The 22,013-nt window shown below is 50.0% G+C and carries 21 protein-coding genes; 5 read left to right on the forward strand and 16 right to left on the reverse strand.

What is annotated here, in order from left to right; genetic code table 11:
- Positions 1-7 precede the first annotated feature (7 nt).
- Complete coding sequence (locus BBD42_RS30520) at positions 8-1,840, reverse strand: peptidoglycan D,D-transpeptidase FtsI family protein (protein WP_099521224.1); 1,833 nt, start codon at positions 1,838-1,840, stop codon at positions 8-10.
- Between the two features lie 177 nt (positions 1,841-2,017).
- On the opposite strand from BBD42_RS30520, the gene BBD42_RS30525 reads away from it, so the two are divergent.
- Both BBD42_RS30525 and BBD42_RS30530 read left to right on the forward strand, forming a co-directional pair.
- Positions 2,018-2,974, forward strand: a complete 957-nt coding sequence (locus tag BBD42_RS30525; RefSeq protein ID WP_099521225.1) for a phosphodiester glycosidase family protein — start codon at positions 2,018-2,020, stop codon at positions 2,972-2,974.
- Positions 2,975-2,979: 5 nt separating this feature from the next.
- A complete protein-coding gene (locus tag BBD42_RS30530) occupies positions 2,980-3,993 on the forward strand; it encodes a GtrA family protein (RefSeq protein ID WP_099521226.1) in 1,014 nt (337 codons plus the stop codon).
- Positions 3,994-4,219: 226 nt separating this feature from the next.
- Here BBD42_RS30530 and BBD42_RS30535 read toward each other — a convergent pair whose 3' ends face one another.
- From BBD42_RS30535 to alaS, 9 genes are all read right to left on the reverse strand, one after another.
- Positions 4,220-6,271 carry a methyl-accepting chemotaxis protein gene (locus BBD42_RS30535; protein ID WP_172455749.1) on the reverse strand — a complete coding sequence of 684 codons (2,052 nt, stop codon included), beginning with the start codon at positions 6,269-6,271 and terminating at the stop codon, positions 4,220-4,222.
- 377 nt (positions 6,272-6,648) lie between these two features.
- Entirely contained in the window at positions 6,649-7,935 is a 1,287-nt protein-coding gene (locus BBD42_RS30540) for a peptidase U32 family protein (protein ID WP_099521227.1), read from the reverse strand.
- Between the two features lie 26 nt (positions 7,936-7,961).
- Entirely contained in the window at positions 7,962-8,894 is a 933-nt protein-coding gene (locus tag BBD42_RS30545) for a peptidase U32 family protein (RefSeq protein ID WP_099521228.1), read from the reverse strand.
- 14 nt (positions 8,895-8,908) lie between these two features.
- Entirely contained in the window at positions 8,909-10,006 is a 1,098-nt protein-coding gene (gene mltG, locus BBD42_RS30550) for an endolytic transglycosylase MltG (RefSeq protein WP_099521229.1), read from the reverse strand.
- A gap of 89 nt (positions 10,007-10,095) precedes the next feature.
- Positions 10,096-10,410, reverse strand: coding sequence for a DUF1292 domain-containing protein (locus tag BBD42_RS30555; protein ID WP_056040039.1), 315 nt, complete (start codon positions 10,408-10,410; stop codon positions 10,096-10,098).
- On the reverse strand, positions 10,410-10,706 hold the full coding sequence (locus BBD42_RS30560) for a DUF1292 domain-containing protein (RefSeq protein ID WP_046234390.1): 297 nt from the start codon (positions 10,704-10,706) through the stop codon (positions 10,410-10,412). The genes BBD42_RS30555 and BBD42_RS30560 overlap by 1 nt, the downstream gene beginning before the upstream one ends.
- Before the next feature lie 54 nt (positions 10,707-10,760).
- Positions 10,761-11,177 (reverse strand): Holliday junction resolvase RuvX, encoded by a 417-nt coding sequence (gene ruvX / locus BBD42_RS30565; protein ID WP_056040037.1) that lies wholly within the window; start codon positions 11,175-11,177, stop codon positions 10,761-10,763.
- Positions 11,178-11,198: 21 nt separating this feature from the next.
- Positions 11,199-11,462 (reverse strand): IreB family regulatory phosphoprotein, encoded by a 264-nt coding sequence (locus BBD42_RS30570; RefSeq protein ID WP_056040153.1) that lies wholly within the window; start codon positions 11,460-11,462, stop codon positions 11,199-11,201.
- A 59-nt stretch (positions 11,463-11,521) separates the two neighbouring features.
- Positions 11,522-14,155 (reverse strand): alanine--tRNA ligase, encoded by a 2,634-nt coding sequence (gene alaS / locus BBD42_RS30575; protein ID WP_099521230.1) that lies wholly within the window; start codon positions 14,153-14,155, stop codon positions 11,522-11,524.
- A gap of 89 nt (positions 14,156-14,244) precedes the next feature.
- Here alaS and BBD42_RS31650 point away from each other — a divergent pair, with 89 nt between their 5' ends.
- Positions 14,245-14,478, forward strand: a complete 234-nt coding sequence (locus BBD42_RS31650; protein WP_150131620.1) for a hypothetical protein — start codon at positions 14,245-14,247, stop codon at positions 14,476-14,478.
- Between the two features lie 275 nt (positions 14,479-14,753).
- Here BBD42_RS31650 and BBD42_RS30580 read toward each other — a convergent pair whose 3' ends face one another.
- On the reverse strand, positions 14,754-15,824 hold the full coding sequence (locus BBD42_RS30580; RefSeq protein WP_056040033.1) for an AI-2E family transporter: 1,071 nt from the start codon (positions 15,822-15,824) through the stop codon (positions 14,754-14,756).
- Positions 15,825-16,227: 403 nt separating this feature from the next.
- Here BBD42_RS30580 and BBD42_RS30590 point away from each other — a divergent pair, with 403 nt between their 5' ends.
- A complete protein-coding gene (locus BBD42_RS30590; protein WP_099521232.1) occupies positions 16,228-17,586 on the forward strand; it encodes an Nramp family divalent metal transporter in 1,359 nt (452 codons plus the stop codon).
- Between the two features lie 27 nt (positions 17,587-17,613).
- Here the strand turns inward: BBD42_RS30590 and BBD42_RS30595 are convergent, their stop codons facing one another.
- The 5 genes from BBD42_RS30595 to cymR form a co-directional block, all read right to left on the reverse strand.
- Positions 17,614-18,153, reverse strand: coding sequence for a HEAT repeat domain-containing protein (locus tag BBD42_RS30595; RefSeq protein ID WP_099521233.1), 540 nt, complete (start codon positions 18,151-18,153; stop codon positions 17,614-17,616).
- Positions 18,154-18,250: 97 nt separating this feature from the next.
- A complete protein-coding gene (locus BBD42_RS30600) occupies positions 18,251-18,448 on the reverse strand; it encodes a hypothetical protein (protein WP_046234401.1) in 198 nt (65 codons plus the stop codon).
- A 3-nt stretch (positions 18,449-18,451) separates the two neighbouring features.
- Entirely contained in the window at positions 18,452-18,997 is a 546-nt protein-coding gene (locus BBD42_RS30605) for a PRC-barrel domain-containing protein (protein WP_056040027.1), read from the reverse strand.
- A 15-nt stretch (positions 18,998-19,012) separates the two neighbouring features.
- Positions 19,013-20,158 carry a cysteine desulfurase family protein gene (locus BBD42_RS30610; protein WP_099521234.1) on the reverse strand — a complete coding sequence of 382 codons (1,146 nt, stop codon included), beginning with the start codon at positions 20,156-20,158 and terminating at the stop codon, positions 19,013-19,015.
- Positions 20,159-20,179: 21 nt separating this feature from the next.
- A complete protein-coding gene (gene cymR, locus BBD42_RS30615) occupies positions 20,180-20,599 on the reverse strand; it encodes a cysteine metabolism transcriptional regulator CymR (RefSeq protein WP_056040023.1) in 420 nt (139 codons plus the stop codon).
- 218 nt (positions 20,600-20,817) lie between these two features.
- Between cymR and mnmA the strand changes: the two genes are divergently transcribed.
- Positions 20,818-21,954, forward strand: coding sequence for a tRNA 2-thiouridine(34) synthase MnmA (mnmA, locus tag BBD42_RS30620; RefSeq protein ID WP_099521235.1), 1,137 nt, complete (start codon positions 20,818-20,820; stop codon positions 21,952-21,954).
- Positions 21,955-22,013: the final 59 nt, after the last annotated feature.

Below are 22,013 nucleotides of genomic sequence, written 5' to 3' on the forward strand. Positions count from 1 at the left end.
ATTCGCTTTACCGCTTCGCTATAATATCCATGACGCCGCGAAACAGTTTCGTCGCCTGATTGCTTGTACCAGGACTTCGGTTCTCAGCAAGCACAGCGACGGCGTATCGCGGCGTATTTGTCGGTCCGTAGCCGATAAACCACTGGTGGACGCGCTCCTTCCCGCTGAGCAGCGTCTGTGCCGTACCGGACTTCCCGGCAACTGGCCATAGACCATCGCGAATAGAGCGGCCCGTTCCACGCTCAGTGACCGCCTTCATCCCTTCCAGCAGCATGCCTGCGGTTCTCGCATGTATAGGGGTCCCGGCCTGCCGAGCTTGCAGGGGCTTCAGCTCCACCATTAGCTGCCCGTTCGCATAACGGATTTCACTCACGATTCGCGGCTCCATCCGCTGTCCGCCATGTAAAATCGTCACGACCAAATTCGCCGCCTGCAGCGGCGTCATTCTGACATCCCGTTGGCCGATACCGCTTTGAGCCATAATGCCCCCGTCTACGTCAAGGGTAGGCTTGTCCTGCAATTGCTGCCAGATGCTCGCAGCAAACAACTGTCCGCCCTCCTCCTCGCCAAGCAGCCGCAAACGCCCGGCAAACGGGCCAAATGGTGATTCCGCATGCCAGCCAGCCGGTGCACCAACGCCAAGCGCCGCTGCGGTCTGATACAGCTCATAGCCGCTCAGCCGCTCAGCAAGCGTTGCAAACACAATGTTGCAGGACTGGGCTAATCCTTCCTCAAGCGTCAAGCTTCCGTGGCCGTCTTGCTTCCAGCACGTTAAACCATATTTTCCATACTTCCCGCTGCATGTGAACACTTCTTTTTCGTCGACAACACCAGCCTCAAGCGCCGCCGCTTCCGTTACGAGCTTGAAAATCGAACCCGGAGCAACCGCTTGGAGCGCATGATTCGACCAATCGGTTGCCTCATTGCGGTCCAACTGCTGAGGGTTCATCTGCGGCCGGGATACCATGCTGACGATATCTGCATTTTGCGCATCCAGCACGACGATCGCTCCTGCTTTCAAGCCATTTGCATCCGCATAAAGCTCAAGCTGCTGCTGGAGTTTTAAATCCAGCGTCGTCTTTACCTTCAGCGGATAATATTCGCTATCCGGCTGAAAAACCCTTAGACCCAGCCCCTGCAGCGGATGGCGCTTTCCATCGAGAAAAAAAGATACCGATGTGGGTCCGTTGCCTCTGAGCAGCGTATCCAGCGATTTTTCAAGTCCAGCCCCGCCGATTTCATCTGTCAGCTTGCGCTTGCCTGATGCCAGATCCGCCCTATAAGCCTGCTCCAGCCATTCCGGGTGCTGGCTTATAAAGCCTATAGCTTGTCTGGCATTAAACTGCGGCAAATACCGATTGTGATAAGGCAGCACCTTGACTCCATTAATATGGAGCTGCGAAAGTCCAGCCAGCTGGCTCGCGGACAAGCTCAAAGGCACTTTCTGTCCTTCCTCCCGCCAAAAATCAGCACCCTTCAGCGTATCCCATTTTTCCGCTAATTGATCGTAGGACACATGCAATAGCTTCGCCAGCTTGCGCAGCTCTGCCGCATCTCCCCGGGCCTCGCTCTCCACTGGAAACAGCGCCAATGCAGAATAGCTTTCCCCTGTAATGGCGCTTCCATAACGATCAATAAAATCGCCGCGTCCTGAATCGAGCACCAAATTTCGCTGCCGCTGTATTGCTGCCTTATGCTTCCAGTCGGTATGCTTGCCAATTGTCTGTACAGCAGGCTGCGCCAAGCTTGGCACCAATTGCAGTGTCGCCAGCCGGATCAAATAACCTGCCATTATAACCGTTAAAAGTACTGCTACAATTGCTGCACGTCGCTTGACCATTTCCGCAGCCCCCTTTTCCCTTCAGTATGGCCTTAATGCCAACGCATAAACAGCGTCGCCCTTTCCTTAAGCCCTTCTGCACCTGCTCCAGCTGCCAAAAAAATAGTTCAGTTTCATTTAAGGTAGCCCAAGTATGATAGCCATCAAGAACTTACAAGAAGAGGTGATGCTTCTATTATGAAGACGCAAAGGAAGGCAACCAAAAAGAAAAAACGGATATGGCTGATTGCAGCGATCGTAACGCTCTTAGGCGTTGGCTCATTGACATATGGTCTCGCAGACCGTTATTTGATCAAGCACGTCGAAGTCGTCGTAACAGACAATACCGCAGCATCCACCAGCTCAAACGAAACGGCCGCAACTACTGATGTCCAAGCCACTTCAGATGACTGGAATTACACCAGTGACGATATCCAAATCAAAATCAACCAAGTGCAGACCGGCTCTGGCTCAGACCTGATTACGTATTATGTCGCAGATGTCACCGTTAAAGATGCCAGCAGCCTGCGCTCCGCATTCGCCGATAACAGCTTTGGAACGAATATTGTGGAGGATACATCGGTCATCGCTTCCAGCAATCATGCTATTTTTGCAATCAACGGCGATTATTATGGCTTCCGTGACGACGGAGTTATTATTCGCAACGGCACCGTATATCGCGATGAACCGGTGCGGGATGCGCTGGCCCTGCTGAATGACGGAACGATCCAAACTTATGACGAAACAGAAACTTCTTCCTCTGACCTGCTTGCAGAAGGTGTCACCAATACGTTGTCATTCGGGCCGATTCTGATTCAAGATGGCAAAATCACTAGTGATTTCAGCAATGTTAAAATCGATACCAATTTTGGCAACCGCTCCATTCAAAATGCGAATCCAAGAACTGCGATCGGCATGATTGCCCCGAACCATTATGTGTTTGTCGTAGTAGACGGGCGGAAGGAAGGATATAGCCGCGGAATGACACTGACCGAGCTTGCTGACGTCATGGCGGGTCTTGGAGCTACAGAAGCGTACAACTTAGATGGCGGCGGTTCATCGACGATGTATTTTATGGGCAGAGTTGTCAATAATCCGCTTGGCAAAAACCAGGAGCGTGGCGTCAGCGACATCCTTTACATTGGAGAGGAGTAATCATCATGACCATTTTAATTCCGTCCTACGAGCCAGATCATCGGCTGCTTGATTTGATCCAGCAGCTGCATGCGTTCCAGCTTGAGCCCATCGTCATTGTCGATGACGGGAGCGGAGCCAGCTACCGTGAAATTTTCGAAGCGGCTGAAGCGTCCGGCTGTACCGTTATAACCCATGAGGTCAACCTCGGGAAAGGACGCGCCTTGAAAACAGGGTTCGGCTATATCCAACAATCCGGTCTGCCGGGCCATGTCGTCTGTGCGGATAGTGACGGGCAGCATCTGCCCCATGACATTAAGCGGATTTTCGAAAAGCTGCTCAGCCAGACAACGCCAGGCATTGTGCTGGGCAGCCGCCGGTTCAGCGGGACCATTCCGCTGCGCAGCCGCTTTGGCAACTCGGTTACTCGGTCAGTCTTCTCCCTCACTACGGGGACTAAAATTTATGATACGCAAACCGGCTTGCGCGGCTTTTCACTTGCAATGCTGGACTGGCTATGCCAGATTCCCGGCGAACGGTTTGAATATGAAATGAACATGCTGCTGACCGCCCATCGGGATGGATATAAAATTACCGAGGAATTTATTGATACCGTATATTTGGATCATAATAAATCCTCCCATTTTCGTCCGCTGATCGACTCTTTCCGCATTTATTTGCCGATTATAATGTTCAGCACGTCATCCCTGCTGTCGGCGCTGCTAGACTTCACGCTATTATTTCTTATTCAAAGTATTAGCCACAATCTATTCTTGTCCGTCGTTGCAGCAAGATTATGCAGCTCCATCTTCAACTATACAATGAATCGAAAGTACGTGTTCACGGGCGGCAAAGTATCCAAGCTTCATCAGTCGCTGCCTAAATATTTTTCGCTGGTTATTCTTGTGCTGCTCTTAAATTATGGCTTGCTATATTTTTATAATGAAACACTGATAATTCCCCTTGTCATCGCCAAACTGCTGACCGAGGCCTCTATATTCCTTTTCAGTTATTGGGCCCAGCGCAAGTATGTGTATTAGGGTGAAAAAACGGGCTACACTGCATGAAAAGCTTGGCTTCCGATCGCCATTACCCTTGCATTACTTCGAATAAGCCTCAATATGTAGAAATGCCGGGGCAAAAGCGAAAGCTGACGCTTCTCCAGCACAACCTTTTCATTCCGTTACGCATTTTTCACCTTAATTTTTCAAAAAAAGCCGTTTGAACGGGAAAGCACCCCGTTCAAACGGCTTTACATACAGCTTGCTATTCGATTTTGAATTTTGCGAGCGAATCTTTCAGCTCGCGCGATACGCTGCCCAGCTCTTCCGACAAGCTGACGAGACCATCGCTAATGCTAAGCTGCTCGCTGCTGAGGGAAGCTACCTCTTCCGATGTAGCCGAAGACTGCTGTGCTACTGCGCTGACATTCGTCATCGCCTCGGACAATACCTCCTGCGATTTGTCCAGCTCCCCGATGGAGTCCGTTACGGAATCCAGCTTGTGTACAAACTGCACCATCTGCTCCTGCACACCTACGAAAATATCCGTCGCCTGCTTCACAGAAACGATTTGCTCCTGGAATAAAGGATAGGCATCCGATAATACGCTAACCGTATTGTCAATTTCCCCTTGGATTTTTTCCGTAATTTGTCCTACGATATCAATTGATTGTCGGGATTGATCAGCCAGCTTGCGGATTTCATCAGCTACAACCATAAAGCCTTTGCCCGCTGCGCCTGCCCGCGCCGCTTCAATTGCCGCATTCAAGGACAAAATATTTGTTTGCTTCGTCAAATTGTTCAATACATCCAAAATTTTAACGATAGAGCCTGTGCTGTCTTTAAGGCTGTCTACCTTCTCCACCATAGAGCGGGTCATTTGCTCGGTCTGTCCAGTCTTATGGCTCAGTTCGCCCATGTAGGCCGCTCCGCGCTCACTCGCCTTCTCTACCTCACCAGCTGCACGCACAATTTCCGCATTCGCCTGCTTCACCGTTTCCATCTGCGTCGAAATATTGCCGCTCAAATCGCTGCCGCGCTCTGCCTCAACAGCAAGGCTTGAAGCGCCATTTGCGATTTCTTCGGTTGCGACTGATATTTCCCGTGAAGAGATCGCGGTCTTCCGTGATACATCCGTCAGCTCGCCTGCCGTATGCAGTACAGTATCCGCAGATTGCGTAGCCTGCTTCGCCAAATTAGTAATTTGCGTCATCATATCGTTGAAGCTGTCACTCAGCTCGCCGATTTCATCGGAACGTTTGCGAATAGCAGAACGAACCGTCAAATTGCCCCGTTGTCCCTCATTCATCAAATTGCGCAAGTTCGTCAGCGGCTGTGCAATCGTTCTAATGACGAGGAAGCCAATCGCAATCGCAAGGAATACAGCTACAATTGCAGTAATAATCGTCATATTGCGAATGACTTTAGCATCCTCTACCAGCGTATCTACCGGAATGAGGCCCAGCAGCTTCCAATCAACGGAATCAAATGTTTTATATACCGTCAGCATGGATTCGCCTGCGTTAGTGTTCAATTTTTTGGAGCCTTCTATTGCAGCGTCGCCTTCCGTTGGAAGAGCTACTGGAGCTGGCTGCCCAATGAGTTCATTATTAGGAGCCGCAATATAATTATTTTGACCATCTACAATTGAAAGCTCACTGCCAGGTCCCAAGGATACTTCTTTGAATCTTTCCTGGATGCTTGCCAAATTAATTTCAATCAGCAGCATATAGGAAACTTCATTAAGCGTGCTATCCTTCAAAAGACGGCTGATGCCAACCGTCGGCGCTCCGTTCGCACCGCCAAAGCCTTTCGGCTGGGTCTCAATCCATAGCGCCTTGCCGTTCGACTCCTGCACCTTGCCGAACCATTCTTCCTTCTTCATCGCATCGGAAGCAACAGAAGATGCATTTCCTGCTGTTACGACTGGCAGCTTGTTATCCAACGGCAGCAAGTAGAGTGCCTTAATGCTAGAATTTCCAAGCACGTAATCCTGCATTTTGTTCGATAGTTCTCGGCTTGCTTCAAAGCGGGTATAATCGTCCTCGCCATCACGCATTTTACCAATCAACGTATGTAAGTCTTTGTTAATCAAAATTTGCATCGTCATTTCTTCATAGTTGTCCAAAATAATGTTCAAGTTCGTCGTTACCTGGCTGACCGTCTGAAAGCTAGCCCCGGAAACTTTGCGCTCGACAATCGTTTTCGTTTGCGAATATGCAATTAGACCTACTGCCAGAACGCAGGCTACGATGCTGGCAAATATAATTAAAAACAGCTTCGTTCCTACGGATTTATTAACCTGGTTCAGCTTCATTTCCTTGGACAGCGATAAAAGCTGCTTGGATGAGCTTTTCCCGTATTTGCCTGTCTTAGAGATGATTTTTTTCATAATCGGTTTAGATCCGCTCCAAAATCCAGAAAGGGCTTTCATAGATTTCCCTGATTCTGCTTTTTCCCTCGCAATTTTCTTCGACTGAGTTTTGTCCTCATTTTTTTTCAATGATGACACCGCCTTTTTTATTTGTTACGGACTAGGTCTCTAGAAGCGTTCAATATGTTGTCAATGAATCCTTGTGCTCTCTTTTCTTATGTAGCCCCTAATTCTATATATCGGTTTTCATCTCACAAATAATTAATAAATAATAAAAAAAACACTATTTTCAAAAATCGAAAACAGTGTCCTGGTCCTAGTTATTTTTTTATCATTAGTTTACGCAGCATATCCATCGGTTCAACAGGTGCCAGCGTCTTGATGTGGATGCGCTGAAGCGGGTGTCTTGCGGCATCCAGTTCCTGCCCCTTGTCATCGGTCATCTGCGTAATCGTCTGTTTGAAGAAGCGTCCGCCGGGACCTACAAACTCAACTTCCTGTCCCAGTTTGAAGTGATTGCGCTGCTCAACAACCGCAACTCCAGTCTCTTCGTTGTATTCCAGAACAACCCCTGCAAAATCATAAGGAGCTGGCTTATCTTCCGGCTCATAAATATGATCCTCTGCACCCGGTGTATCGAGAAAAAATCCCGTGTTAAGCGGACGATTCGCCGCTTTGAAAATTTCATCCAGCCATTCCTGCTTCAGCACGAAATGTTCCGGATCTTCAAAATAGGAATCAATCGCTTGACGATACACATTTACAACGGTAGCAACATAGTGAATGCTCTTCATGCGGCCTTCAATCTTGAAGCTGTCTACGCCAACATCAATGAGCTCCGGCAAATATTCAATCATACACAGGTCTTTAGAACCCATCGTGAATTGATCTTCGCCTTCGGAATACATCGGCACATCATCAACAAACAAATCGTATTTCCAGCGGCATGACTGCGAGCAGCCCCCGCGGTTGGAGTCACGGTCGGTAAAGTGATTGCTCAGTACACAGCGGCCGGAAAAGGAAGAGCACATTGCGCCATGAATAAAAGCTTCGATTTCGATATCGACATGCTTTTTAATTTCTGCGATTTCTTCAAAGCTCGTTTCTCTGGCAAGAACGACGCGCGGCAGTCCTTCTTCCTTCCAAAACTGTACCGCCTGCCAGTTGAGCGTAGATTGCTGAGTGCTCAAATGCGCTTCCAGCTTAGGCGCTACTCGCGCAGCCGTCTCAATAATAATCGGATCAGCTACAATGATCGCTGATATGCCGACTTCCTCCAAATTGCGCAAATATTGTTCAAGCCCGCCGATATCCTCATTATGCGCATAAATATTCGTAGCAACGAACACTTTTGCGCCATAGCGATTGGCAAACTCAACGCCTTCCCGCATTTCCTCAAAGCTGAAGTTGCCTGCATTGGAACGAAGGCCGTATTTTTGCCCGCCAATATAAACCGCGTCAGCGCCATAGTGGATGGCGAATTTCAGCTTTTCCAAATTGCCTGCCGGGGCAAGCAGTTCAGGACGATCGAGCCTATGGCGTTTTCCCTGATAGCGGGTTTTCGCCGGGTTCGTCGCCCCTGAATATGTTTTTTCTGCGACTGTCATAGCAGCTGCACCTCCTGCTCAATTCCTCAATACACCTGTTCTTTATAAAAGAAACCAAAGCTCAGCTCACGCTGCGGATCTTGCGCTTCTTTAATCGGGTCCAGCCACTCATCCTCAAAACGGTAGCCTTCCGGATCAGCCATATAAGCGTCAATGACGTCGCGATATGCCCGAACTACGATTTCATTATATTCCACCGACTTGAGCAGCCCTTCAATCTTCAAGCTCTCCACGCCGATTTCCATCAGCTCATGCAAGTTTTCCAGCATGCAAATATCATCCGAGCTCAAAATATGCGTGCCGTTGGCATCCTCATATATAGGGAAACGCTCGTCTTTGCGTTCAGCTTCCATTACGTATAGCCCTTGCTCCTTGCTTGCGCTGCCAAGCTTGCCGGAGTCTTCCTGATGATCCAAATAGCTGTTCACGAGCGAGCGCTTGGAATGATAAATATTCGTCAAGCCGTGAACCTGCACCTCGATTGGCATTGTCGAGTTTTCTTTGATTTCAATAACCTGCTCCATATTCAGCTCACGGGCAAGCACAAACCGCGTAGCGCCGCGCTTTCTCCAATATTCAGCAGTCGCATAGTTCGTTGATGTCATCTCGGCATTCCAATGCAGCGGCATGTTAGGAGCAGCAGTCCGCGCAGCCATCAATACAGCGGGGTCACCGAACATAATGCCGTTGACTCCAGCTTCGGCCAGTGCCTGCAAATAGCCAGGCAACGATTCAACGACATGATTGTGAATCAAATTATTTACCGATACATAAATGTTAACACCATGTGGCGCTGCCAGCTTCACTGCTTGCTTGATCATTTCCAAATCAAATTGTCCAGCAAGGCGCATGCCGTAGCGTGCTTCTCCAATCAGGAAAGCATCAGCTCCGGCAGCAATCAGACGCTCCAGTTCCTCCAAGGATGAAGCTGTCGTTAATAATTCAGGCTTTACCGCCATGTTTCTTACACTCCTTACTTAGACTGCGCAGTTTTGTTGCTGTTGGCAATATTATTGTTATGCTCGCTAAAGGTTTTAGCAAACAGATGCTGTCCGGTTCCGTCTTTCTTGGTTACATAGAAAAAATATTCCGTTTCCTGCGGATAAAGCGCCGCTTTGATCGAGCTAAGGCTTGGCGCCGCAATCGGTCCCGGCGGGAGCCCATCTACCAGATAGGTGTTATAAGGGCTGTCAACTTTAAGATCCTTATTGTATAAACGTTCCTTCGGCTTATCGAGCGCGTATTGCACCGTTGCATCTATTTGAAGCTTCATTGGCTTGTTCAGGCGGTTATAAATAACGCTCGCAACGATCGGACGCTCCTCGTCAACGACGACCTCGCGCTCGACAAGGGATGCAATCGTAAGCAGTTGATGAATCGTCAGCTTGCGTTTCTCCAGTTGGATCGTCCAATCATTCGGAAGCTGGTCAAGCTTTACATCAAGCTCGGAAATCATACGGTTCAGTATTTCCTGCTCCGTGCTGCCCTTCTTCATTTCGTACGTTTCTGGAAACAAATAACCTTCCAGCCGGTGATGCAGCTTGGCATCAGCTGAAATTTCATTGACTGCATCCGCATTCGTCCACGTTTGCTGCTTATCGGCCAGCTCCAAAAATTTATCCTTGTCGATCAGCTTCTCTTCCGCCAGCTTATCGGCAATTTGCAGCACCGTAAGCCCCTCTGGAATCGTAAACCGGATCGTCTCCTGCTTGACGGTGCTGCCGCTGTTCAGCATAGCGATGACATCTGCCTTATCCATACCGGGATTCATCGAATAGGTGCCCGCTTGAAATTTGCCGCCTTCTTTCTCCAGCTTCAAATAATACTTAAAGATCAGGGCATTTTTAATAATCCCTTCCTCCTGAAGCACATCGGAAATTTGGCTCGCTGAGGCGTTGTTCGGAATGACAATCTGCTTGGCCTCTGCCGTCTTAGTTGGCTCTAATTGAAGCCACAAATAAATAAATGCGCCGCCCACCACTGTAGTGATAACGCCTAAAATGCTTAAAAATACGTAAAAAGCGATACGAACCTTGCTAGGCCTAGATGACTGCCTCTTTGCGTTGTCCAACCTGCTTTCCTCCTAATTCCCCAATACGTCGAGAAAAAGAGCGGTGTGCACCGCTCCTTTTCTCGATGTATACGTATAATAAAGCTTGCTTAAGGCCGCTCATCGCCAGCAAATAACAAATCGTCATAAGCTTCAGACGCCAGTTCCCATTCTTCATCATCCTCAATCGTTTCCAGCTCCGGCTCTTGGCCAGCTTCGCCAATGACGCGGAAAAGCTCCACTTCATCCTCGCCCTTCATCGCTTCCGACTGAAGCGCTGCATAAACGTAGGAGCCGAGCTTAAACTCGGCCTTGATGACGAAGGTTTCCATAACGCCGCCGCCCGCAAGGAGCTCGATTTGAGGACCGAAGGCTTCCCGCAGCCGCTCAAGCGGCTGCGGGATCAGTACCTCGCCTTGATCCATTAATTTTCTTCCTCCAATTCGCCGAGAAGCGTATTAAACGTCTCCTCCACGATGTTCCATTCTTCTTCATCTTCAATCGTGTACAGCTTAAGATCGTCGCCATCTTCCTCATAGCGGAAGGCGTAGACCTCATCTTCCTCTTCGCTCTCACCAACGAGCGGAACGACCATCATATATTTCTGATCAGAGCCATCCACTTCAAACTTCATGATGACTTCGAATTCTTCTTCATTGCCGTCTTCATCCGGAATATAAATAATTTCCGGCTCTTCGAACTGCATATCATCCTTTGTCATCTTAACCCTCACCTTTTCGTTTTGTGCATTGCGCCAAAATAGCTTTCGCTCCTGTTAACGCAAGCCCTTAGAATCGAGATAATTTTGTAAAATGAGCGTTGCCGCCATTTTGTCCACTACCAGCTTTCGCTTCTTACGGCTGACATCCGCTTCTATGAGAGTACGCTCTGCGGCTACAGTAGTCAACCGTTCGTCCCAAAGGTGAACAGGCAAGTGTAGTTTCTGTCGAAGCTGCTCTGCGAATTCAATACTAATTTCGCCTCGCGGACCGATGGTGTTATTCATGTTTTTCGGTAGTCCCAAGACGATTTCACTAACCTCATACTGCTGCGCCAATTCGGCAAGCCGATCCAATTCGCCATTGTCACGGCGCTTCTTCACGACCTCGAGCCCTTGCGCAGTCCAGCCAAAAGGATCGCTTACCGCAACACCAATGTTGCGATCGCCGTAATCGAGTCCCATTGTTCTCATTGCTTGTCCGGCTCCTGACTATTATGTTTTCTTATTGTTCAAATAAAACCGGACAAGCTCTTCAATGAGTTCATCGCGTTCCTTCTTGCGAATCAGGCTCCTGGCGTTGTTGTGCCGCGGAATATACGCGGGATCACCGGAGAGCAAATAGCCTACAATCTGATTAATCGGATTGTACTCTTTCTCCAGAAGCGCCTCATGCACAGACAGCAAAATGTCCTGTGAGGAGGTTTCCAAACTTTCCGGCAACACATCAAACTTCATCGTTTTGTCCATGGAACTCATCGCCAGCACCTCGCTTTCCAACTACATTTCAATGAGATTACTATCGATACACATTCCTATCATATCACATTTGCTTGGGCGAGAACCAGTTCTTCCGCAAGTTTCAATGCTTCTTCCAATTTGGAAGCGTCCTTGCCGCCAGCCTGCGCCATATCAGGACGGCCGCCGCCGCTGCCGCCGCACACTGCTGCTGCTTCTTTAATAATTTTGCCAGCGTGGAGGCCCTTCTTCACCAAATCGGCCGATACCGACGCTACGAGGCTGACTTTATCCTCTTGAACAGCGCCAAGAATAATGACGGCGGAAGGCAGCTTCAGCTTCAGCTCATCAGAAATGCCGCGCAGCGCGTCCATTGATGGCGCATTTACTTGAGCGCTAAGCACCGTAATTTCGCCAATCTGCTTCGCTTGCTGCTCCAGCGAGCCTGCTTCGATCCGGCTCAGCTTCGCTTGCAGCGATTCGTTCTCGCGGCCAAGCTCCTTCACCTGCGCATGCAGCGCTTCGATACGCTTAGGCACATCCCCATTGCTCGATTTCAGCAATGCTGCTGCTTGCCCCAGCAAATCAAGCTGGCTTTCCGTGTAGCTGTAAGCGTGACGGCCTGTAACAGCTTCAATCCGGCGCACGCCGGAACCTATGCCGCTTTCGCTAATCAGCTTGAACACGCCGATTTGCGAAGTGCTGGCTACGTGGCAGCCGCCGCAAAGCTCAAGGCTGTAGTCGCCGACTTGCACGACGCGGACGACATCGCCATATTTTTCACCAAACAAGGCCATTGCGCCCATTTCCTTCGCTTCTGCAAGCGACTTGTTCGTAATGGTCACATCGGTGCTGTTCCAAATTTGCTCGTTTACACGGCGCTCGATTTCTACAAGCTCCTCATCGGTAATGCTGCCAAAATGGGAGAAGTCAAAGCGCAGGCGCTCCGCTTCCACAAGGGAACCCGCCTGGTTGACATGAGTGCCCAGCACTTCCTTGAGCGCTTTATGCAGCAAATGGGTTGCCGTGTGGTTTTTAATGACGTCCTCACGAACCGCTTTCGCTACAGCCGCCTGCACTTTCTCGCCCGTCTTAACGGTTCCCGATACTACGAGCGCATGATGCACGCTTTGGCCATGCGGCGCTTTCGTCACGTCTTTCACTTGCAGCGAGAAGCCTTGGCCCGAAATAATGCCGCGGTCGCCAATTTGTCCGCCGCTCTCCGCATAGAACGGGGTACGGTCCAGCAGCACAAACACTTCGCTGCCTTCGCCTGCGCTGTCAATCAGCGCATCCTCTTGCACAATCGCCGTAATAGTCGATTCAATTACCAATTCATTATAGCCAACAAATTCGCTTTTAACCGTGAATTCGCCGAGTGCTCCGCCTTGAATCTTCATGCCGCCTGTATCCTGGCGAGCTGCCCGCGCGCGTTCACGCTGCGCTTCCATAGCTGCGTCGAAGCCTGCACGGTCAACGGTCAAGCCATTTTCCGCTGCAAAATCCTCCGTCAGGTCAAACGGGAAGCCATACGTATCATACAAGCGGAATGCATCCTCGCCGCCGATTTCCTTGCCGCCTGCTGCGCGCGCCGTGTCGACAAGCGTCGTGAGCAATGCCAGACCGTCGGATAGCGTTTCGTGGAAACGTTCTTCCTCTGTACGAATAACCTTCTCAATAAATTCGCGTTTGGATACAACCTCGTCGTAGTACACGCCCATCACTTCCCCGACAGTAGCGGTCAGCTCATGCAGGAATGGACGGTCGATGCCGATCGTTTTTCCATAACGAACCGCTCTGCGAAGCAAACGGCGAATAATATAGCCGCGTCCTTCATTAGAAGGCATAACGCCGTCGCCGACTGCGAAAGCGACCGTACGGATATGGTCAGCGATTACTTTCAGCGCCACATCATGCTCATCGTTCACATGATATTTCACCCCAGCAAGCTCGCATGTACGCTCAATAATAGGCATGAACAGGTCGGTATCAAAGTTCGAATCGACATCTTGCAAAATCGAAGCGAAACGCTCCAGGCCCGCGCCTGTATCGATGTTTTTGTTTGGAAGCGGCGTATAGCTGCCATCCTTGTTATGGTTGAATTGCGAGAATACGAGGTTCCATACTTCCAGGAAACGCTCGTTTTCGCCGCCCGGCCAGCATTCTGGATCGTTCAAATCGCCGTATTTGTCGCCGCGGTCATAGAAAATTTCCGTACATGGTCCGCATGGGCCTTCGCCGATATCCCAGAAGTTTTCATCCAGCTTGTAGATGCGCTCCTCTGGCAGGCCGATTTTTTTGTTCCAGAACGCGTATGCTTCCTCATCCTCCGGGTAAACCGTAACCGACAGGCGCTCTGGATCGAAGCCGATCCACTCCTTGCCCGTTAGAAACTCCCAAGCCCACGTTATCGCTTCTTCCTTGAAATAATCGCCAATGGAGAAATTGCCGAGCATTTCAAAAAAAGTATGGTGGCGGCGCGTTTTGCCGACATTTTCAATATCGTTGGTGCGAATGCACTTCTGCGAATTCGTAATCCGCGGGTTTTCCGGAATGACGCGTCCGTCAAAATATGCTTTCAGCGGCGCCATGCCTGCATTAATCCATAGCAGCGATGGATCGTTGTGCGGCACGAGCGATGCGCTCGGCTCGATCGTATGTCCTTTGCTTTCAAAAAAAGCGAGCCATTTTGCCCGAATTTCACTAGCCTTCATAGTTGATACGCCTCCAATAAGTTTCATTAATTTGCCCCTGCATTTTGCCGCCAAACCTGCTTTAAAACATCAAAAAGTCCCTGTCAGTTATGACAGGGACGAAAACTCGCGGTACCACCCTGGTTATCGCCGGCATAAGCCTTGCCCTATTTCTAGCGGCACAGCCTTGCAGCAGCAATCTCCTCGTATGGACGATAACGGGTCCTCCCGGTGAAGTTCATTCACACTCCGAAAGCAGCTTTCAGCCATCCTTCGCCATAAAAGCTCTTGCAGCCAACGCCGATTACGGCGAAGAAGCTTCATCTCTGATTGGCGGTCTATAGCTTACTTCTTTTTCATCAACGATTTCCATTTAAAATATAAGAATTTATAAGTTTTGCACTTATACATAGGCTTATATTTCTCCGACAAAACTCTTCGCGCGTCCCCGAAGGACGATGAAGTCATTTTTGCTTTAAATATAAGAATTTATAAGTTTCACTTTTATAAATGGGCTTATATTTCATCGCGAAACGCAAGCTCTGCCTCCAAAGGACGGCGAAAGCCGTTTACGCTTGAGATGTACTAAAAAAGAGTATATCGGCAGCAAGGCCTGCTGTCAAATAATCTTTCGCCGTACATAATAAGCAAACATATGCTGGACGATGACCTTAAGCGCTGCGAAAATCGGAACGGCGAGAATCATCCCCGCAACGCCCGCGACCTCTCCTCCGACCAGCAGAGCGAAAATAATCGCCAGCGGATGCATATGCAGCGTCCTCCCCACCACCTGAGGGGAAATGATGTTGCCCTCTAAAATTTGGCATAGCGTATTGATTACCGCAACGAGAATCATCATTTTGACCGATATGGTCGACGCCATCAGAATAGCCGGAATCGCCCCCAGAAACGGGCCCAAGTAGGGAATAATGTTCGTAATGGCGACAATGCCGGCAAGCAGCAGCGCATATTCCATTCCGATGATCGTGTAGCCGATATAGGCGAGCACGCCGACGATCAGGCAGACCAGAAACTGCCCGCGTATGTAGCTGCCAAGCGCCGAGTCGATATCCTTCATCAGCCGGACGGTGTTTTGGCGATGCGATTTGGGCACATACGTAATGATCGTCCGCTCAAACACCTCAAAATCCTTCAAAATGTAAAACGCCAGAAACGGCACAATAAAGGCAATGAACACCGTATTCAGCACCGACCCAATATTGTTGATAAAATGGATCAGCGTTTCCGAAAGCTTGCGCTCCATATGGAGCAGCGACTGGTTCATGCCATCGCGCAGGCTGTCCGGCAAAAACGACGTATTGTTAATGTCGGTCACCAGATTTTGCGCCTTAATCGTCAGGTCCGGCACCCGCTCGTTGAGCTCCTGCACCTGCATCGCAAGCATTGGAATAACATTGACGAGCAAGACGGTCAGCGCTGTGAAAAATACCGTATAGATGAGCAGCACCGCCATCGTTCGCGGAACTTTACGTTCATGCAGCATCGTCACTACCGGGTTCAGCACGTATGAAATAATCATGGCAACGATAAATGGCGCAAGTATCGCCTTGAGGAAAAAATAAATATTCATAAACATTGGCTTGACCAATATAAGCAAATACAGCGCCAGCAAGCCTAGAATTACATAGACCAACCACACAAACAGACGGCTTTTTGTGAACCGTTCCACTTTCCCTCACCCCCCGCTCGCTTACCAAGGTGAAACGGCTGTCGCCGTCCTTTGACGGCGGCTGCGCGTTTCAGTCCGAGAAATATAAGTCCATTCATAAGTGTGAAGCTTATAAATTCTTATATTTCAAAAGGCCCATAGGCCAATCTGCTACAGTATATGTACAAGCGGGGAAAATCATCCATGGTCATTGCAGAATCTCGCTTGGAAACGGGGAGCAAGCTAAATAGAGGTCTTTTTGCATCATACAAAATTTTGCTATCATTGACATATTGGGCTTTGAGCAGGGACATGCCCGAGCACTTTTCCATTGACAAAAATGTTTCCCAGGAGCAATATTGTTTCATAGAACAAACAAATGCGACAGCTCCAACATCTGAGCGTTAACGAAAGAAGGGTTTTTATGAGCACACAGTCCGATCAACTGGATAAAAAGTCTGGCTGGCTCCGCGCGAGTGGAAGTGTCAGCCTTGAAGAAGTGAATTCCTCTATTCATATACCGAAAAATGCAAGCGGCTTTCGCAAATTTCTCGCCTTCGCTGGCCCCGGCATGCTGGTCGCCGTCGGATATATTGACCCCGGCAACTGGGCAACGTCCATTGCGGGCGGCGCAAGGTTCGGCTACACGCTGCTAGCCGTTATTCTTATCGCTAACTTAATTGCGATTTTGCTGCAAAACCTGTCGGCAAGGCTCGGTATCGTGACCGGCCGCGATCTTGCCCAAGCGACCCGCGACTCCGTCGGCATCAAGGGCGCGGTCATTCTGTGGCTGCTCGCCGAGCTTGCCATTATCGCGACCGATCTGGCCGAGGTTATCGGCTCCGCTATCGCGCTGAATTTGCTCTTTGGCCTGCCCTTAATCGGCGGCATTCTCATTACGACGCTAGATGTATTTTTGCTGCTGCTTTTGCAGAAGAAAGGCTTTAGGCTTATTGAATCGCTCATCATTGTACTGATGGCTACGATATTCGGGGTGTTTGTGTTCGAGGTCATTATTTCGCGGCCGGATATTTCAGCGGTGCTTTCCGGGTATGTGCCGAAGTTTGAAATCGTGAGCAGCCCAGCTATGCTTTTCGTATCCCTGGGCATCCTTGGCGCAACCGTTATGCCGCATAATCTGTATTTGCATTCCTCCATCATTCAGACGAGAAAATATGAACGCACGGAAACGGGGCGCCGGGAGGCGATTAAATATTCCCAATGGGATTCCGGCGTTTCGCTTACGATTGCTTTTCTGATTAATTCCAGCATTTTGATTTTAGGGGCGGCAGCCTTTTATGGAACTGGCCTCAATGTAACAGAAATCGAAGGCGCCTACCAGCTGCTTAGCCCAACGCTTGGCGTCAGCATTGCCAGCACCTTGTTTGCCGTTGCCTTGCTCGCTTCAGGCCAAAGCTCAACGATTACGGGAACTTTAACGGGGCAAATCGTGATGGAGGGTTTTATTAAATTTACGATCCCTTCTTGGCTGCGCCGTATTGTGACACGTTTGCTAGCTGTCATTCCAGCTCTCATCGTCACTTGGCTGTTCGGCACGCGCGGAACGGGAGAGCTGCTGCTGTGGAGCCAGGTCGTTCTCAGCTTGCAGCTTCCCTTCGCCATTATTCCGCTCGTGCTGTTCACAAGCAGCCGAACCAAAATGGGCGTGTTCGCCAACAAGCCATGGGTCAAAGTGCTGGCCTGGCTATGCGTCGGCGTTATTACAGCGCTAAACCTGTTCCTTGTGCTTTATTTATTCGCCACTGGGCATGAGCTAGGGTAATAAGCGGCTCAACCCAGCGGCCTTCCTTTATTCTGGCTCCACGCGATTAGCCGATATCCAGTCAAGAGCTTCCTTTGCCGCGGAAGCCTCTACCGGGGTATCCGGCTTTTTTTGTGCTTGCTCCAGTCTTTCAAGAATAGAGTCATCCACTAAAGCCGGACTAATAATCGACAACGCCCATGCTGCCCAGAAGCTCGGCTGCTCCTGATTCTGTTCCTGATGCTGCTCCTGATTTTGCTTAGCTGCCCAAATCTGCTGGAGCGGTTTAACGCTTTCACTGCCTATTCTAACCAAGGTCAATGCGGCGGCCATACGCAGCTTCTCATTGTCTTCATCAAGCAGCGCCGCAACCTGTTCAGCCGCAGCTCCAGACAGCGGGCCCAGCTCGCCGAGCACAATAACCAGCATCGTACGCACAGGATCTTTTGCAGCCCTCAGCTGCACAAGCAACTCGGGTACGATTTTTCCGCCTTCGTTTTTCAGCGCATGGATCGCTGCAAGCGCATCTAGCGGATTTTCGCTTGCAAGCTTCGCTATTTGGGCCTGCACCTCATTTAATTCGGCCACTTTAACACCTCCTCGCCCTTCCAATGTCATTAAAAAAGAGAACAGCCAAATGACTGTTCCCTTCTAATTGTATGTCAGTATGCAACCATGCATAACACTAGGTCGCATGGATTTGTGGCATTTCATCTTCAAAAAACAGATCATCAAGTGAACTAAGCGTCCCGTCTTCCTCCACTTGGTACACGGACATCTTCTCTCCGTTGACGGTCAGTTCAATGAAGCAGCCCCAGCAATAAAATTGATGGGAACCTATTTTTCCTATATCTTTCGAATTGCAGTTGGGACATCTCATCATCTTTCATTTCTCCCTATTCTCCGAATTGGAAGCTGCGACAGGCTCCAATTCTGCTTCACTGACAGCAGGAACGATAATCGCGTCTTCCCCGAGCAGCACGGCATCTGAATCCTCGGGAGCTCTGAGCCACTTGCGCCCTTCCATCAGATCCGATATAAAACCGTCCGTAAGCTCAAAGCCTACTATTGGTGTACCCATAAATGGATGAAAATAAACGTCCGATACTTGTCCAAGCATCACGCCGTGTATAGTCACCATAGGCATACCCTTGAGCTGTACTTTACTGGTGCAAAACGTTCTGCCCAGCTGCTCAAGCTTTGTTTTCTGCACAGCTGCTTCGTCGGAAATAATAATCGCGTCTACACCGCATGTCAGCACCGCATTCCAGCTCACCGTCTTGACGACATTAGCGAACCAGCCGCTGCTTTCGAGCACGAGACCTGTAACGTTCCAGTGGGAGTCAAAAATCGCATCCTTGATCGTGCCTTCGCGCTTGCCGGAATGAATGACCAGCACGGGCAGACCGATCAATTGCTGTAGTTTAATCACGGCCGGGGAAGCCTCCTAGGCGTTATTACGGATGCGCTGCACAATCGTTGCAACTTTTTGCGCTGCGGCACCCAGTTCCTCCTTAGTATTCCCCAATCCGAAGCTGAATCTTACGGCGGAAGCCAGCCTTTCCTCCGGCAGCTTCATCGCCCGCAAAACGTGGGAACGCTCCAGCGCCCCTGATGTGCAGGCTGATCCGCTTGCCGCTGCAATGCCTGCCATATCGAGATTCATCAGCATCGTCTCGGTATCGACACCGATAAAGCTGATATTGACGATATGCGGAAGTGTCTGCTCCGCCGCGCCATTGATGACGATATTTATATCCACATTTTTCCTAAGCAGCTCTACCCATTCCATACGAAGCTCGCTTAAAAAATGTTGCTTGTTTTGCGCTTCGTTCACACAAATTTCAACCGCTTTGGCGAAACCGGCAATGCCGGCGACATTTTCAGTACCCGCACGGCGCTTGCGCTCTTGTGATCCGCCCTGCGTGGTCGCCTCAAAGGGGGTGCCGGCAGCGATATATAACGCGCCAACCCCTTGCGGGCCATTGATTTTGTGGGCGGAAAAGCTCATCAAATCGACCGGCAGCTCATTCAGCTCATAATGGGCCGTACCCAAAGCTTGCACAGCATCGACATGAAAAATAACGCCTCGCTCATGTGCCAGGCGCCCGATGTCTTCAATCGGCTGCAAACTTCCTACCTCATTATTGCCGTGCATAATGCTTATAAGCGCCGTATTCGGCTTTATAGCCTCAGCCACATCAGCAAGCGATACTTGTCCATGCTCGTCAACGGGCAGCAGCGTCAGCTCGAAGCCTTCGCGCTCAAGCGCTTCGCAGGGATGCAGCACCGCATGATGCTCAGCTTCTGATGTAATGATGTGGTTTTTGCCTTGCAGCGCCAGCGCGCGGACAACACCCTTAATCGCCATATTGTTGCTCTCCGTGCCGCCGGACGTAAATACTAGCTCAGCAGGCTTGCAGCCAATTGCGGCAGCGATCTGGTCGCGAGAGCGGTTAATATGCTGCCGTGCCGCGCGTCCGAAGGCATGCATGCTCGATGCATTGCCTCCCGGACCCTGCATCACTTCCAGCATCGCGCGCGCGACATCTGGATGCATTGGCGTCGTTGCGGCATGATCGAAATAGTGCATAGCTTGTCTATCTCCTTCTATTTAAATGTAGAACATGTAGCTGTCTGCTTTGCCTGGATCTTGGAAGCTGACCATGTCCTTAAGCGTAGTCGAGTCTAGTACGGAGGCGATGCTGTCGCGAATACGCAGCCACAGATCACGCTTCGCCGGGTCATCCTCTTCGGTAAAATCGACTGGGGAAATCGGGCCCTCCAGCACGCGAATGACATCTCCAGCTGTAATATGCTCAGGCTCCTTGGACAAAATGTAGCCGCCATAGGCACCGCGAATGCTTTTCACAAGTCCGGCGTTGCGAAGCGGGGCAACGAGCTGCTCCAAATAATGCTCGGACAAGCTATTGCGTTCAGCTATGCTTTTCAAAGAGATTGGTCCTTCGCCAAATTTTCCTGCAAGCTCCATCATTATCGTTAGGCCATAGCGGCCTTTCGTTGATATTTTCATAAAAGGGCACCTCGTTTTCATTAGTTGTGTTGCCTTAAGCAGCCATGACTGGATTTAAATCATGGTATTCCCATATAGCTTATATGTTAGCATATAGTGCAAGGAACATGCGAGAAAAGCTTGTCATTCTTCGCAAAAAAGTTTTTTGTGCAGCGATAAATGTATGCTACAATGAGAGATACTCGTTTTAGAGGTTGAATACAAGGCGGTGTAAGCAAATGGCAAAATCCAAACAAGAAACTAGAGTCGTTGTCGGCATGTCCGGAGGCGTAGACTCTTCTGTAACCGCACTGCTGCTGAAGCAGGAAGGTTATGATGTTGTCGGCATTTTCATGAAAAACTGGGATGATACCGATGAATTTGGTCACTGCACAGCAGAGGAAGACGCGGAAGACGTTCGCCGCGTATGCGACCAAATCGGCATTCCGTATTATACGGTTAATTTTGAGAAGCAATATTTCGATAAAGTATTCACTTATTTTCTGGATGAATACAAGCGCGGCCGTACACCGAATCCCGACGTCATGTGCAACCGGGAAATCAAGTTCGGCGATTTTCTCAAAAAAGCAAATGAGCTGGGCGCCGACTACTTGGCGACAGGCCATTACGCGCGCGTAGAACGTACGCCGGATGGCGAGACGAAGCTGCTGCGCGGCGTGGACAGCAACAAGGATCAAACTTATTTCCTCAGCGCGCTGAACCAGAAGCAGCTCGCGAAGGCGATGTTCCCGATTGGGCATCTGCCGAAGCCAGAGGTAAGACGGCTTGCTGAAGAGGCAGGCTTGTACACCGCGAAGAAAAAAGACAGCACCGGCGTCTGCTTCATCGGCGAGCGCAACTTCAAGGAATTTCTGAGCGGCTATTTGCCAGCCCAGAAGGGCGACATGGTCGACATTCGCAGCGGTGAAGTCAAAGGCAAGCATGACGGCCTGATGTATTATACGCTTGGACAGCGCCAAGGCCTTGGCATTGGCGGCTCCGGCAATGGCGAGCCATGGTTTGTAGCGGACAAAGACCTTGAGCGCAACGTTCTGTATGTGGTGCAAGGCGAGCAGCATCCGAGCATGTATTCGACTGGGCTAATTGCCAGCGGCATGAACTGGATTGCGCCAGAGCAGCCGGAAGCTCCTTTTCGCTGCACAGCCAAGTTCCGCTATCGCCAAGCTGACCAAGGCGTTACCGTGACACCTGGGGCTGACGGAACGGCACATATTGCGTTTGACCAGCCGCAAAAGGCAATTACGCCTGGCCAAGCCGTCGTACTCTATGATGGCGATGTTTGCCTGGCAGGCGGAACCATCGATATCGTAGAGAAGATTGAAGTCGACGAAACGGCATTCCTCGCCGCTCGTTAAGTATTATCCGCTTGCATGGCTAAATGCATTTGGCATAACAACATCAGCACAAAGCAAGG

The organism is Paenibacillus sp. BIHB 4019 (genome assembly GCF_002741035.1).
GTDB lineage: Bacteria > Bacillota > Bacilli > Paenibacillales > Paenibacillaceae > Pristimantibacillus.